Origin of the sequence: Streptomyces auratus (assembly GCF_050433025.1) — a bacterium.
In the GTDB taxonomy this organism is placed as follows: domain Bacteria; phylum Actinomycetota; class Actinomycetes; order Streptomycetales; family Streptomycetaceae; genus Streptomyces; species Streptomyces sioyaensis.
The window spans coordinates 2,418,927-2,433,124 of sequence record NZ_JBNGCB010000003.1; the positions used below are offsets into that span (position 1 = coordinate 2,418,927).

The 14,198-nt window shown below is 69.1% G+C and carries 14 protein-coding genes; 7 read left to right on the plus strand and 7 right to left on the minus strand.

Features of this window, described 5'->3' with window-relative positions:
- Positions 1–10: 10 nt before the first annotated feature.
- From BKA18_RS30270 to BKA18_RS30290, 5 genes are all read right to left on the minus strand, one after another.
- Positions 11–571 (minus strand): flavin reductase family protein, encoded by a 561-nt coding sequence (locus tag BKA18_RS30270; protein WP_429638720.1) that lies wholly within the window; start codon positions 569–571, stop codon positions 11–13.
- Positions 558–2,072: a 4-hydroxyphenylacetate 3-monooxygenase, oxygenase component gene (gene hpaB, locus BKA18_RS30275; protein ID WP_366044828.1), complete on the minus strand. Its 1,515-nt coding sequence runs from the start codon at positions 2,070–2,072 to the stop codon at positions 558–560. The genes BKA18_RS30270 and hpaB overlap by 14 nt, the downstream gene beginning before the upstream one ends.
- Before the next feature lie 35 nt (positions 2,073–2,107).
- Positions 2,108–2,545, minus strand: a complete 438-nt coding sequence (locus BKA18_RS30280; protein WP_366044827.1) for a RidA family protein — start codon at positions 2,543–2,545, stop codon at positions 2,108–2,110.
- Positions 2,532–3,128 carry a 3-hydroxyanthranilate 3,4-dioxygenase gene (nbaC, locus tag BKA18_RS30285; protein WP_366044826.1) on the minus strand — a complete coding sequence of 199 codons (597 nt, stop codon included), beginning with the start codon at positions 3,126–3,128 and terminating at the stop codon, positions 2,532–2,534. Before nbaC ends, BKA18_RS30280 begins: the two co-directional genes overlap by 14 nt.
- A gap of 167 nt (positions 3,129–3,295) precedes the next feature.
- Complete coding sequence (locus BKA18_RS30290) at positions 3,296–3,820, minus strand: ATP-binding protein (protein WP_366044825.1); 525 nt, start codon at positions 3,818–3,820, stop codon at positions 3,296–3,298.
- Between the two features lie 292 nt (positions 3,821–4,112).
- On the opposite strand from BKA18_RS30290, the gene BKA18_RS30295 reads away from it, so the two are divergent.
- From BKA18_RS30295 to BKA18_RS30315, 5 genes are all read left to right on the plus strand, one after another.
- On the plus strand, positions 4,113–5,582 hold the full coding sequence (locus BKA18_RS30295) for a UbiD family decarboxylase (RefSeq protein ID WP_366044824.1): 1,470 nt from the start codon (positions 4,113–4,115) through the stop codon (positions 5,580–5,582).
- A 191-nt stretch (positions 5,583–5,773) separates the two neighbouring features.
- On the plus strand, positions 5,774–6,397 hold the full coding sequence (locus BKA18_RS30300) for a non-oxidative hydroxyarylic acid decarboxylases subunit B (RefSeq protein WP_366044823.1): 624 nt from the start codon (positions 5,774–5,776) through the stop codon (positions 6,395–6,397).
- Between the two features lie 159 nt (positions 6,398–6,556).
- On the plus strand, positions 6,557–6,991 hold the full coding sequence (locus BKA18_RS30305) for a MarR family winged helix-turn-helix transcriptional regulator (protein ID WP_366044822.1): 435 nt from the start codon (positions 6,557–6,559) through the stop codon (positions 6,989–6,991).
- 326 nt (positions 6,992–7,317) lie between these two features.
- Positions 7,318–8,871 (plus strand): sensor histidine kinase, encoded by a 1,554-nt coding sequence (locus BKA18_RS30310; RefSeq protein ID WP_366044873.1) that lies wholly within the window; start codon positions 7,318–7,320, stop codon positions 8,869–8,871.
- A 44-nt stretch (positions 8,872–8,915) separates the two neighbouring features.
- On the plus strand, positions 8,916–9,554 hold the full coding sequence (locus BKA18_RS30315) for a response regulator (RefSeq protein ID WP_366044821.1): 639 nt from the start codon (positions 8,916–8,918) through the stop codon (positions 9,552–9,554).
- A 70-nt stretch (positions 9,555–9,624) separates the two neighbouring features.
- Here BKA18_RS30315 and BKA18_RS30320 read toward each other — a convergent pair whose 3' ends face one another.
- Together BKA18_RS30320 and BKA18_RS30325 are read right to left on the minus strand one after the other, a co-directional pair.
- Positions 9,625–11,250 (minus strand): AMP-binding protein, encoded by a 1,626-nt coding sequence (locus tag BKA18_RS30320; protein ID WP_366044820.1) that lies wholly within the window; start codon positions 11,248–11,250, stop codon positions 9,625–9,627.
- A 2-nt stretch (positions 11,251–11,252) separates the two neighbouring features.
- A complete protein-coding gene (locus tag BKA18_RS30325; protein WP_366044819.1) occupies positions 11,253–12,137 on the minus strand; it encodes an amidohydrolase family protein in 885 nt (294 codons plus the stop codon).
- A 498-nt stretch (positions 12,138–12,635) separates the two neighbouring features.
- Here BKA18_RS30325 and BKA18_RS30330 point away from each other — a divergent pair, with 498 nt between their 5' ends.
- A complete protein-coding gene (locus BKA18_RS30330) occupies positions 12,636–13,538 on the plus strand; it encodes an SDR family NAD(P)-dependent oxidoreductase (RefSeq protein WP_366044818.1) in 903 nt (300 codons plus the stop codon).
- A 1-nt stretch (position 13,539) separates the two neighbouring features.
- Positions 13,540–13,998: a MaoC family dehydratase gene (locus BKA18_RS30335; protein ID WP_366044817.1), complete on the plus strand. Its 459-nt coding sequence runs from the start codon at positions 13,540–13,542 to the stop codon at positions 13,996–13,998.
- Positions 13,999–14,198 lie beyond the last annotated feature (200 nt).

The window sequence follows — 14,198 nt, forward strand, 5'->3', positions numbered from 1 at the left end:
GGCCACTTTGTCACGCCGCATGGCTTCCGTCGGCGCCGTCCGTTTCCCACAGCGGCCGGTCGCGGTAGCGGTCGACCATGCCGGGTGGTGCGAGGAGCGGCGCGGGTGACAGCTCGCGGAACTCGCGGTCGAAGTACACCAGGGGCAGCCCGTCGCTCACCCGGACGCTTTCGACCTCGCCGACGAGGATGCTGTGGTCACCGGCGTCGTACCGGGCGGATGCCCGGCAGACCAGGCTGGCCAGCGCGCTGGGCAGGACGGGAACTCCGCCCTCGGTACGGAATCCGGCCCGGGCGAACTTGTCGGCGCCGGCCTTCGCACACCGCAGGGCCAGCGTGCGGTGCTCGGGCCGCAGCACGTTGATCGCGTACCGCTCGGCCCGCCGCAACACGTCGTGGGAGCGTGCGGACACCGCCGGGCAGAACAGCACCAGTGGCGGCGACAGGGACACCGAACAGAAGGCGCTGACCGTGATGCCCCACGCCTCGCCGTCCGCATCGGCGGTGGTCACGATCGTCACGCCGCTGGGGAAGCTGCCCAGCGCCCGGCGGAAGGAGTCAGCGTCCATCATCGGCCTCCGATGCCGTGTCCCGCTGTCCCGAACCGTCGGTGAGGCCGGCGAGGCCGTCCGGACGGCCGAGGAAGTCGAAGATCCTCTTGGTGAGGGGTTCCTTGTCGTACGCCTGGAACAGCATGCCCGCCACCCGTTCCGGTGCGCCGAAGAAGAAGCGCTCGTAGAGCGCCTGCCGTGCGCCGAAGCCCGATACGGCGGCGTCCTGGGCGAGCCGGAACAGCCCGATGCGCTGCGGGGATTCGAGGTTCTCCAGTGCGAAGTAGGTGTCGATGTCACCGGCGATCGCCGAGGTCAGGTCGGCCTGGGCGGGGGTGGCCATCAGCGAACTGGAGCCGAGGAGCTGGACCAGTTCGACCAGCCGCTGGTACTGCTGCGGGAAGACGTTGCGGGCGGCGTCCAGCGGCATCCGGTCGGGCGTCATCGTGCCCCACTGGTCGGCCCTGGCGTGGGCCTCGCTCGCGGTCAGGCAGGCCTTCATCATTTCCACCACACACATCGCCTCGGCGATCTGTGCCTGTGTCTGCGGGGCGCGGTCACGCTGATTGGCGCCGGTCATCGCGCACAGCAGCCCGACCATGAACTCGGCTTTCGCGATGTTCTTGCAGACGACCTGGTGCATCATGTGGATCAGTGAATTCGTCGCGGAATGCACCGCGTTGCACGAGGACGGGTCCTCCAGCAGGAAGATCCGCTCCCAGGGGACCTCGACATCGTCGAACACGACGACGGCGTCCATCTCCTCGAACCGGGCGGAGAGCGGGGCGTCGAAGACCGGCCGGCCCGTGTCGTAGCTGTCCCGGCACAGAAAACGCAGGCCGCTGGTGGCACAGGGCACGGCGAACGCGAAGGCGTAACGGGTCGACGACGGGTCGTCCTTGAGCGAGGTGGAGGGGAACACCACCAGCTCGTCGGCCAGCGGACCGAGCGTGGCAAGGAGCCGCGCCCCACGCACCACGATGCCGCGGTCGGTGTGCCGGACGATGTGCAGGGCCACCTGTGCGCTGGGGATTCCCTGATCGGTGAGCCGTCGGTTGACCGACGGATTGACCAGGGTGTGGGTGAGCACGATGTCGTTCTCCCGCAGATGGCGGAAGTACGCCTCGATATTCCGGCCGAACTCGGGGTTGACCGCGGTGAAGAACTCCGAGGCGGAAGCCAGCGCCATGAACGACGAGTTGAGATAGTCGGGCGTACGCCCCAGCATTCCGCCGCTCCACCGTGCGGCTTCGAGAAAGGCGGCGGAACGCTTGCCCAGGTCTTCCTGGGTCACGGGGCGCAGAAAGGACGTGGCGACGCGATCGCCGGACTCGGGTGAGGGAAAGGTGAGAACGTCCCGCAGCTCCGCTTCGTGCTGCCGGTCGAGCCAGGCGCCGATCGAACTCGCTCCGCGGCGCAGGGCGGGGTGGGAAGTGACGTCCTTTACGGATTCCCCGCCGAGCCAGACCTCTCTGCCGTCATTGAGGCCCGCAAGGTACTCCTGTGCAGTGCGCGCACCCATGTGGTCGATCCTCCTTCGTTGATGAGCCAGTTGTGTTACCGCGAGCCCTCGGTCGGGATGACGGCGATGACCTTCATCTCGATCAGGAGGTGCGGGTGCGGGAGTTGATGGACGGCCACGGTGGTGCGGGTGGGGCCGTCGAAGTCGAAGAACTGCGCATAGGTCTCGTTGTATCCGGCGAAGTCATTCATGCTGACGAGGAAACTGGTGACATCGACGATGTCGCCAAGACCCAAGCCGGCGGTGGCCAGGATCCGTGCGATGTTCTCGATCACCGCGCGGGTCTGTGCGCGGATATCCAGCCGCACCGTGCCGAACTCATCGGCCTCCGCGCCGATATGGGTGTTGTCCGCACGTCGTGAACTGATTCCCGAGACGAAGACGAAGTCGCCGGCCCGCCGGAGGTGCGGATACCTGCCACGCGGCACCGCCTGGTCGGCGACGACGCCCTGACGTCCCTTACTCCGCGTCATCGCCACGCTCTCCCTTCCGGCTACGGCCGCCTTCTGCGGCACTCCGGGGCATCACGAAGGGCCCGGCGACCTCGTGTACGGCGCCGCAGTTCGCACAGGTCCGCAGTTCCGCACTGCCGTTGAACCGGTCGATGGCGGCCTTGACCTGGACCTCGATGTCCGACAGCCCGAACCATGTCTCGTTGAGCCGGTCACCGCAGCCTTTGCAGTACCAGAGGATGCAATCGGGCTCCTGCTCGGTGCGCACCCGCTGGATCACCGCTCCCCAGGTCCCGGCGGGCCGCAGCGGGCAGTGCGGGACCATCGCGGGCATCAGAAAGACATCGCCCTCGCGGACGGTCACACTCTCCATGCGTCCGTTCTCGTCCCGATAGTCGACGCGGATGTCACCGGTGAGCTGATAGAAGATTTCATCGCTCGGGCTGATGTGGAAGTCGTTGCGCGAGTTGGGCCCGCGGGACACCATGAAAATGAATTGGGACCCCTCCTTCCACAACTCCCGGTTTCCCACCGGCGGCTGAAAGTGCTCGACGTTGTCGCTTATCCAGCGCCGCAGGTTGAGAATGACCGGAGCTACCGCCATATTCGACCCCTCTCTCGGTTCAGCGGCCCGCCGACGCACCGGAGACCGGTGCGGGGCGAGCGGGACCTGATACACCCATCGTCAGGACCGGCCTGAGGAAGCGCTGACGTGGCACTGACATGTGACTGACGAGCGGAGTCCGCCGGTCGACGGGCTCGACCCGGCCGTCACAGGTCCCGCCGGAGACGCAGACCCGCGCGCACCTGACGCCCTGCCGTGGTGTGGTGCACCTCGGTCCACTCCACGAGGAAATCGATGATCGCCAGACCGCGCCCGTGCTCATCGCTGTCCGTGCCGTCCCAGGAATGGGGCACCGCGGCCCCGGAGTCGGTGACCGAGATCAAGAGGAGGTCCCCGACCCGGCTCAGGACGACTGTGGTGTCGGCGTGGCCGTGCTGGACGGCATTGACCGCGAGCTCGTCGATGACCAGCACGGCGGAGTCCCGCGCCGCTCCGGGAACGCCCCAGCGGCGGAGCACCTGCGTCGCGAAGGCGCGGCAGGTGCGCACAAACGGCTCGCGCGAGGGCACGGCGAGCACGGCCCGGGGAGCCGACTTCCCGGCGTGATCCAAGGCCCGCCTCGGCTGGGCCGGAGTGTGCTGTACCGGGGGCGACGCCGGGCCGCTCTCCCAGCGGAGGGCATCGAGCGCGGACTCGTCCACGCGAAGTGCGGTGTTCACCGTGTTACTCATCTCCCCCGCCTCCCAGTACTCGTGCTCCTTGGATGCGGACAAGAGGAATGCTTCACCGGCGGGCTGATGCGCCGCTTACCGCGCGCTGACATGCGGGCAACGCGCATGCGGGCGGCACCACCGCGGCCTGCACAGCGCGCGCCCGCCACCTTCAAAGGGGCACTACGACGAAGCCGCAGCCCGGCATCCGCACGCTGCCCGACACGCATCAGGTTTCCCGAGGCAACCATTAGGCGTACACTGATAGTCAGTACACGGACATAGCGTCCGCTGTCCTTTGGAAGGAGTCCCTATGCGTCACCCTTCGGATCTGCGCGAACACATTGCGGTACTGGAATCCCTTGGCGACCTCGACCGCATCGAGACGGAGGTCGACTGGAACCTGGAAGCCGCCGCGCACACGCGCTACAGCGTCGAGCGCCGTCTTCCCGCACCGCTGTTTCAGAAGGTGAGCGGTGTCGAGGAAGGCTTTCGCCTGCTCGGCTCGCCGGCCGCGCTGAGCGTCGCCCCGGACAAGCCGTTCGCCCGCATCGCGGTGAGCATCGGCCTTCCGCCGGAGGCCACCGGCCGAGAGGTGGTGGACCACCTGGTCGCCACCTGGAGCCGCCCCGGCATCCCCCCGAAGTCGGTCAGCCGCGAAGAGGCCGAAGTCAAGCAGAACGTGCTGCTCGGTGACGACGCGGACCTGACCCGTTTCCCGGTGCCGTTCGTGCACCACGGGGACGGCAACCGCTACGCCAACACCTACGGCGTGATCATCGCCCAGACCCCGGACGGTTCGTGGACCAACTGGTCCATCGCCCGGATCATGATGGTCGACGGCAAGCACATGACCGGTCTGGTCCTGCACCCTCAGCACATCGCCCAGGTCTGGCAGCAGTGGGTCGACCTCGGCAAGCCCATGCCGTACGCCCTGGTGCAGGGCGGCGACCCGGCCATTCCGTTCATCGGCGGTGTCCCGCTGCCCGACAATGTCAACGAGGCCGACTACATCGGCGCACTGATCGATGAACCGCTCAAGGTGGTCAAGGCCGAACTGTCGGATCTGCTGGTGCCCGCCAGTGCCGAGATCGTCATCGAGGGCCATCTCTCCATCGAACGCTCCGGCGTGGAGGGGCCGTTCGGCGAATACGCAGGCTACATTCCGACGGAAACCAGCCTCCAGCCGGTTTACGGCGTGGAGGCGATCACCTACCGCGACGACCCGATCTGGCCCCTGGTCGCGGAAGGCACACCCGTCGACGAGTGCCACACCTCGCAGACCATCGGCATGGCCGTCGGCGCAGTGGCCGCGCTGCGCGCAGCAGACCTTCCGGTCACCACCGTCTGGGGCTCGATGTACAGCGCCGGCCACTGGTACGCGGTGACCGTGCCCGCCGACTGGCGCGACCAACTGCCCGGCAGCACGCCGGAGGAGTTCGCCCGCCGGGTCGGCGAGACCCTCTTCTCGACCAAGTTCGGCCACTGCCTGCCGCAGGTGTTCCTGCTCGACGACGACATCGATCCCGCCGACGAGCATGTCTTGATGTGGGCACTGGCCACCCGGGTCCACCCCGTGGACCGCAAGGTCTACTTCGAAGGCGGTCCGATCCTGCCGCTGCTCGCCTGCTACACCGAGGATGAGCGGCACGCCGCACAGGGCACCAAGGTGGTCCATGAGGCACTCCTCCCCGCACCCGGAGAGCGTCAGGTGACCTCCGACTTCGAGCACGCCTACCCCGCCGATGTGCGAGCCAAGGTGCTGGCCCGGCACCAGCGTTGACTCCGATGGGACGCGGGGCGGCCGGGCTCGGCCCCGGCCGCCCCGCGTCCCATGCCGTGGCGCCCACACCGTCCCGCCGGAAGCCACATACACCTCCACGGCGGGGCGGAAGGAACACGCCGGGGGCAATGCGCCTCTTCGAATCGGCGCGATACCCGGCATTCAGGCAAGTTCGAGCGAAAGGTATGTACATGCGGTTGGTCGTCGGGATGACGGGCGCCACGGGCGCGATTTTGGGCATCCGACTGCTGGAGGAGCTACGCCGGCAGCCGGACGTGGAGACACACCTGGTCATGAGTCGCTGGGCGCGGGCGACCATTGAGCTGGAGACCTCGTGGACGGCGCGGCAGGTCGCGAAACTGGCGGATGCGGTTCACGGCCCCGAGGACCAGGCGGCCGCTGTCTCCAGCGGCTCGTTCCGCACCGACGGCATGGTGATTCTGCCGTGCAGCGCCAAGACACTCGCTGCGATCCGGGCCGGTTACGGAAGTGACCTCGTGTCACGGGCGGCAGATGTCACTCTCAAGGAACGGCGTCCCCTGGTGCTCGGCGTACGGGAGACCCCGCTGTCGGCCATTCACCTGGAAAACATGCTGGCCCTCTCCAGGATGGGAGTGACGATCCTGCCGCCCATGCCGGCCTTCTACAACAAGCCCGCATCGATGGACGACATCGTGGATCACATAGTCGCCCGCGTCATGGACCAGTTCGGCCTCGACAGTCAACGCGCGGTGCGCTGGCAGGGGCCTTCCACCGCGCGCGGCGATGACGTCCCGTGCGCGCCTACGGCCAGGACTGGCACTTCCGCGGCCTGATCGAGGGACCGGGCCCCACCGACCTGACCAAGCCCGATGTTCTGGCTTGTGGATGCTTGTCCTGCCTCTGACTGTCTGTGCAAGGATTCGTCCGGAGCCCCATGGCGTGGCCCCACTGGCTGTCCGCCAGTGCTGCAACGATTCGGAGACACCGCGGCCATGCCCGAGCAGTCCCTCGCCGACACTCCGATGCACCTGTTGCGTCGCGCGCTGCAACAGCTCACTGCGGTCTGGCAAGCAGAGGTTCCCGACCTCACCGCCCCCCAGTACGCCGTCCTCACCGTTCTCGTCGACTCACCCGGCAGCACCCAGGTGGAGCTCTGCAGGGCCACCGCGATCGACCGGTCCACCATGGCCACCATGCTCGACAGACTCGCCTCCCGTGGTTGGGTCACTCGCGAGGTCGACCCCGCCCACCGCCGCCGGCACCAGGTCCGGCTGACCTCCGAAGGCCGTGATCTCCTGCGTCGTGTCGCCCCCGCGGCCGCCCGCGTCGACAGCTGGCCGGTCGAGCGGCTCGGCGCTCGGCGGATGGAGGAGCTCCTGCCGCTGCTGCGGGAGCTTGCCGGGGTGGCGGAGGAACGCGGCGACTGAGAGTCGCCTGACCGTCGGTCCCTCGGTCCGCGCGGGCGTTCGCCGACATGACCAACAGGCGGACGCCGTCGACGGTGCGGAAGGCGGTCGCCGTCCTGGTGCTGTCGCCCTCGGCGGTCCCTCCCCGTGTGCCTACGACAGATGACGTAGACGGAATGTGCCGGGAGTCCGATGATGGCGGGGTGCGGCTGGGCGCATGCTGGCCGGACAGCCGCCGTTTGGAAGGTCCGGGAGGAGGGCCGATGTCCAGCCGAGATCGCGGAGCAAACGTCGTGGCGTCGCATGACGGGGGAGCCGGGGCGCTCGGCCCGCCGGTTGCGTGGGCGATGCCGGCTGAGCATGTTCCCGACGGCATTGCCGTGATCGACTCCGATGGGTTGTTCGTCCAGGTGAATGCGGCGGGGGCCGCGTTGTGCGCACGCCCCGCGGACGACCTGGCCGGGACGCCCGCACCCTTCGAGCTTGCGCAGTGCTTCTCGGCCGACACCCTGAAGCTTCTTGATGATGGCGCAACCGAGCAGGTCTGCGTATGGACCCCGGTCGCCGGGCGGCGCCGCGAGTTCGCCTATCGGACCCGCCCGCTGCCGGGTGATCCGTCGGTGACCGTGGTGGCCTTTCGCGACGTCAGTGCCGAGCGGCAGCGGCAGCGCCGGGTGGCCGCCATCGCGCGCTCGTCCGTGAAGCTGGCGTCGGAGGGCTCGATCACGGCGACTCTCGACGCCCTCGCCGGAGAGGTGCTGCAGGCCGACGCCTTGGCCGGGGTGCAGATCCTGACGCTGGACGAGTCGGGCCAGGGATTGCAGATCATGGGCTCGGCCGGGTTCCGCCGCTGGCCGGACTTCTTTCACCGGATCATGGAGTGCCGCGAGCGCGGAGCCGTCCTGGCGATGATCGACGCTTTGGAGCAGGGCGAGCCGGTCGTGGTGCCCGACCGCTGGGCGTCCATCCGGAAGGACCCGTCGTGGGAACCGTTGCACGAGTACCTCGGCGAGCTGGAGTGGGACTGGTTCGCCAGCGTGCCCTTGATCATCCGCGGCCGCTCCGCCGGCGTCCTCAACGCGTTCTTCGAGCCGGGACAGGTCGTCGGTCGCCCCACCATGGAGTTCCTGCTGGCGATGGCCGAACAGGCCGCCGTTGCGGTCGACTACGTCTCGTTGCTGCAGAAGGAGCGTGAGCTCGCGCGTCGGGAGGAGCGGCAGCGGCTGGCCCGGGACCTGCACGACTCGATCGTGCAGCAGGTGTTCTCCATCGGGATGCAGGCCAAGTCGTTGGGCGTGCTGGGAGCTCGTGGCGAGAGCGTCCCGGCCGCGGGGGTGCGGCGCATCGCCGAAGAGGTCGGAGTGTTGTCCAAGACCGTCCTGGCGGACCTTCGTGCCATGGTGCACGAACTCCGGCCGGCGGCCTCGACCCAACTGGGGTTCGAGGAGGCCGTCCGGGCCCTCGCCGAGAGCACCGGGAACCGCACCGGTCTGCGGTTCAGCGTCATCGCCGGGTCCGGGCTGGACCGCATCGCCCCGGAGATGGCCGAGGACGTGTACCGGATCGTCGCTGAGGCCATCCACAACGTCGTCAAGCATGCTGAGGCGGAGAGCGTCACCATCTGCCTGAGCGTGCGAGAGCACGCGCTCGCCGTGACCGTGGCCGACGACGGCAGGGGCGTTCGCGCGAGCGGTGCCGAAGGTCAGGGCCCGGCACGTGGATACGGCCTGGTCAGCATGGGGGAGCGGGCGGAGCGATGGGGCGGCACGGTGCGGGTGCGACCACGCTCGGCCGGGGGCACCTCGGTGCGGGCCGTGGTCCCGCTGCCCGATCTCGTGCCACACACCGCACTCCCGGAGCCCGAGAGGCCTGATGAACCGAGGGAGGACCCGACACCGTGAACGCTCCGGCAGCACCGACGCCGACCCATGCAGAGGTCCGGGTCATGATCGTTGATGACCACGCCGTGGTCCGCCGTGGTATCCGCGCCTACCTTGAGGTTCTCGACGACCTGGAAGTGGCGGCCGAAGCCGGCAACGGTCTGGAGGCCCTCGATCTGCTGGAGGCCATGGCCGCTTACGGCGAACTCCCGGACGTCGTCCTGATCGACCTGCTGATGCCCAAAATGGACGGGGTCGCGGCATCGGCGCGCATCACCCAGCTGCACCCCAGCGTGAAGGTCGTGGTCCTGACCAGCTTCGGTGAGATGGAGCGGGTGCACGCCGCGTTGGCCAACGGCGCGTCGGGCTACCTGCTCAAGGATGCCGAACCCGGCGAGGTCGTTGCCGCGATCCGCGCGGCAGCGGTGGGTGATGTGTTCCTCGACCCCGCGGTGGCCCGTCAGCTCACCCAGGAGATCGTGTCACCGCCGACCGGCATCGGTGCGCTGACCGGCCGGGAACGCGACGTCCTGATTCTCGTTGCCCAGGGGTGCTCCAACCAGGAGATCGCGGACGAACTCGTGATCAGCGAGCGCACCGCCCGGACGCACGTCAGCAACGTTCTGCGAAAGCTCCAGCTCACGTCCCGTACCCAGGCCGCTCTCGTCGCGGTGCGACAGGGCCTCGTGCCGCCCCAGAGCTGAACCGGGTCGGCCGGAAGCTGAACCGGGTCGGCGCCGGCTCGTCGCACCCGAACTTCGAGTGCGGGTGGGACTATTGCTTGTCCGCGCTGACAGTCGCCCTGGCCCAGGCCATCTCCAACTTGCCGGTCGGGGTCCGGGCCAGCCTGTCGACGAGCACGATCGTGCGCGGGACCTTGAATCCGGCGAGGGACTGGCGAACCCAGTCCTGGAGATCCGACTCGACGAGTGAGCGGGGCGAGGACGTGGCGACGATGGCGGCGACCCGCTCGCCCCAGACGTCGTCAGGGGCACCGATGACGACACAGTCGGTGACGTCCGGATGCGTGAGGAGGACGCTTTCGACCTCCTGCGGGTGGACCTTCTCGCCGCCGGTGTTGATGACACCCGAGCCGCGGCCGAGGAAGCGGATCGATCCGTCCGCCTCCAGCTGTGCGAGGTCGCCGGGGATGGCATGGCGGACGCCGTCGACGGTGCGGAAGGTGGTCGCCGTCTTTGCCCTGTCGTGGTAGTAGCCGAGCGGCATCGGGCCGCTGTAGGCGAGCATTCCCGTCTCGTCGCTGCCAGGTTCGAGGATGCGCTCGTCCTGGGTGATGACCTTGGTCGCCGGGGTGGGGAAGAAGCGGGCCGGGAGGTCTTCCACGGACCGGGTCACCGCGAAGGCGAACGGACCGCCCTCACTGGAGGCGATCGCATCGGTGATGGTGAGGTCCGCCCGTTCGTGCAGAGCCTGCTTGAGGCGGTCGCTGAGAGCGGTACCCGAGCTCAGGACGGCACGGAGGGAGGAAAGGTCGTGTGGCGAGCCGGCGTTCTCCGCCCGTATCAGCTCGTCGACGAGCGGCTGACAGACCGCGTTGCCGGCCACGATGATCGTGCCCGCGCGCTGCGCCACCGCGGTCTCCCAGACGTGGTGTGGAACGAGGCGGCCGGGGCGCACGGTAATGGCCCGGCCGCCGACCAGCAGGGCGCCGAGCGTGTTGAACAGGCCGGTGCCGTGCATCAGTGGCACGACCGGCATGACCGCCGGCGCCATGCGGTCCTCGTGGGCTTTGACCGCAACATCGACTGCCTCCTCCAGCGAGCGGGGCAGCCCGGCCAGGCCGAGCGGGCGGAAGATCGGCACGGTGAGGCTGTGCAGCAGGTCGGCCTGCCGCCAGATGACGCCCTTGGGCTTGCCGGTCGTGCCGCCGGTGTACATGAAGAGCTGATCCGAGCCGGGCCGGGGACGGTGCGGGCGTGGACCGGTGGAGGCGAGCAGGTCGTCGAGGTCGCGTGCGGTGGGCCCGGCCGGCCACCCGGGGGAGTTGCCGACCTGTACGAGCAGGCGCAGCGACGACACATTGGCCGCGGCGTGGCCGACGTTGGCCGCCAGTTCCCCGCTGAAGACCAAGGCGGCGGCGTCGGCGTCGTCGAGCAGGGAGGAGAGCTCCTCCTCGGTGTAGCGGTAGTTCGCGTTGACCGGGATCGCGCCGATCTTGAAGGCGGCGAACACCGTCTCCAGGTAGGGCGCACCGTTGTACAGGTAGCAGGCAACGGTGTCGCCCGGCCCGACACCCGCGGCCTCGAGCGCCGCTGCCAGGCGGGACGCGCGGTCATCGAACTCGGCGTAGGTGAAGTCGCGGCCCGGTTCGGAGATCGCGACCGCGTGCGGGAGGCGGGTGGCCACGGCTTCCCAGACGGTGCCGAAGGAGACGTCCATGATCAGGCCTCCGCAACCTTCGCCGAGTCGTCCAGGCCGAGGAGGCGCACCGCGTTCTCCTTGAGGATCATGGGGCGCACGTCGTCCTTGATGTCGAGCTTGGCGAAGTCGGCGAGCCAGCGGTCAGGAGAGAGCGCGGGAAAGTCCGACCCGAAGAGGACTTTTTCCTTCAGGAGCGAGTTCGCCTGCGCGACCAACTGGGGCGGGAAGTACTTGGGGGACCAGCCGGAGAGGTCGATGTACACCTGAGGCTTGTGGCCCGCGACCGCCAGCGCCTCGTCCTGCCAGGGGACCGAGGGGTGGGCGATGATGATCGGCATGTCGGGGAAGTCGACCGCGACGTCATCGAGGTGCATCGGGTTGGAGTACTTGAGCCGGATGCCGCCCCCGCCCGGCCGGCCGGCCCCGACTCCGGTCTGCCCGCTGTGGAACAGGGCCGGCAGGCCCGCCTCGGCGATCACCTCGTACAGCGGGTAGGCCGCCGGGTCGTTGGGGAAGAAGCCCTGGTCGCTCGGGTGGAACTTGAACCCACGGACCCCGTGCTCGTTGATCAGGCGGCGTGCGGTCCGCACGGCGGCCGCGCCGCGGCCCGGGTCGACGCCGGCGAACGGGATCAGGGTGTCCGGGTGCGCGGCGGCGTGCTCGGCTATCTCCTCGTTGGTGACCCGGGGCTCCTGACCGGTCCGGGTGACGGAGTCGACGGTGAAGACGATCGCCGCCATGGACCGCTCGCGGTAGTACTCGGCGAGCTCGGGAACCGTCAGCTCGGGAATCGAGCCGAAGACCCCGGCGAGGGCGTCGGAACCGGTTCCGGAACGCTCCTTTTCGGTGACGGATGCGAGGACGTGGGTGTGCACGTCGATCGCGGTCAGCCGGCTGACGTCCATGCGGGCTCCTCGGTGAGTCGGCGTTCGGCACGGGGGCGAAAGGCGGCCGTGCACGCTCGGAGCCTCACGGTAAGGACCTCGGAGGGGACCTACCACCGTGGAATGACCGATCGGTGCCTGTGCCCCTCGTCCCTGCGGGGCTGGGACGGATGACGTAGACGGATCTCGCCGGCAGGTCCCGCGCGCGCCGCGGCCGCCGACCGTACGGGGTCGATGACGGCACGATCTGCGGCTGGGGACCAGCCGAGGAAGAAAGGCCGATGGAGACGGCCCGATGGCGGCAAGGGCGCGCATGCGAGGCGGCGGCTCGCGACGAATGACGTAGTCCCCGGCGCGACGGAAGCGGCTGCGGATGCCGTCATCGGCCGCATCCGCGACGGTGATCGCTCTTCTAGCGTCGAGCACATCGCGCGGTGTGGACGCCCCGGTCGCCGGCTGCGTGGGGGACGCCGCGTAGGAGATGCCGACGGCGCCCGTCGGGGCGCGCGAGGAGGACACATGCTTGACGGCAGGGTTGCTGTGGTGACCGGATCGGGCCGCGGCCTGGGCCGGTCCTATGCCCGGGCGCTGGCCGCCGCGGGTGCCTCGGTCGTGGTCAACGACCTTGACGGAGACGTTGCCGAGGAGACGGTGCGGTCGATCGTCGACACCGGCGGGTCGGCGGTCGCCGAAATCGGCGCGGTGGGCAGCTCGGACATGGCTGCGGCACTGGTCGCTCGGGCCGTGCACGAGTTCGGCCGGCTGGACGTGATGGTGACCAACGCGGGTGCGCTGCGGGACAAGACGCTGCGCAACACCACGGATGAGGACTTCGACCTGGTCGTCCGCAGCCATCTGCGGGGGACCTTCACCTGCGGCCGTGCCGCGGTGGCCCGTTTCCGCGAGCAGGGCGACGGCGGTCGACTGATCCTGGTCGGGTCGCCGGCCGGGCAGCGCGCGAGCTTCGGTCAGACCGCCTACTCGGCGTCCAAGGGCGCGATCGTGGCGATGATGCGGACCTGGGCCGTCGAGAACGCCAAGATCGGCGTGACGGCCAACGCGATCGTGCCGACGGCCCTGACCCGGATGGTGGCCACGGTCCCGGGGCTCGGGGAGCTGGTCGAGAAGGCCGACCGTGGCGAACCCGTTCCGGCGAAGGTGCGCCGGCGCGGTCTCGGTACGCCGGACGACGTCGCCCCGGTGATCGTCTACCTGGCTTCGGCCGACTCGGCCCATGTCACCGGCCAGGCCATCGCGGTCGGCGGCGATCGGATCGCCCTGTGGACCCACCCGGGAGAGGTGGCTGAGCAGTTGCACGGCGGTGGCTGGACACCCGAGGGCGTCGCAGCGGCCTTCGCCGGCCCGCTCAAGGGCGAGCTGCAGGACTACCTGCCCACCCCGCTCGACTTCGGAGGCAACTGACGTGCCCATCGTCGCAAACGGCATCGAGGGCGTGCGCGCCCTCCCCATCGGTGAGGTGCTCGGACAGAGCGACCGCTACGAGATCACGCAGGCCGCCGTCGACAAGTTCGCCGACGCCACCGGCGATTACCAGTGGATCCACGTCGACGCGGAGCGGGCGAAAGACGGGCCGTTCGGCGGGACGATCGCCCACGGCTACCTCACCCTCTCCCTCGTGCCGCGGCTCCTGCCGGAGATCCTGCAGATCACCGGCTTCGAATTGGTCGTGAACTACGGCTGCGAGAAGGTTCGCTTCCCGGCGTCCGTCCCCGTGGGCAGCAAGGTGCGCGCCACCGCTGTTCTCGACGAGGTCAGCGAGGTCAAGGGGGGCCTTCAGCTCACCCTCACCATGACGATCACGGTCGAGGGCGCCTCAAAACCCGCCTGCGTCGTCACCTTCCTCACCCGTCAATTGGTCTGAGTCCTGCCAGGACCGTGCCGGGGCCCATCGGGGTCCCGGCATCGTGGCATCAACGGCGGTCGTGCGCACGCCGCAGGGGGCGGCGAATCCTACGGCCTCCGGTGAGAGTCGGCGTCCGGTCCCTGGGGAAGAGACGGTCCGCAGGGACGAGCGGTGCCGGCCTCCCGGCAGGGAGACCGGCACCGTGGCTGCCGATGCGG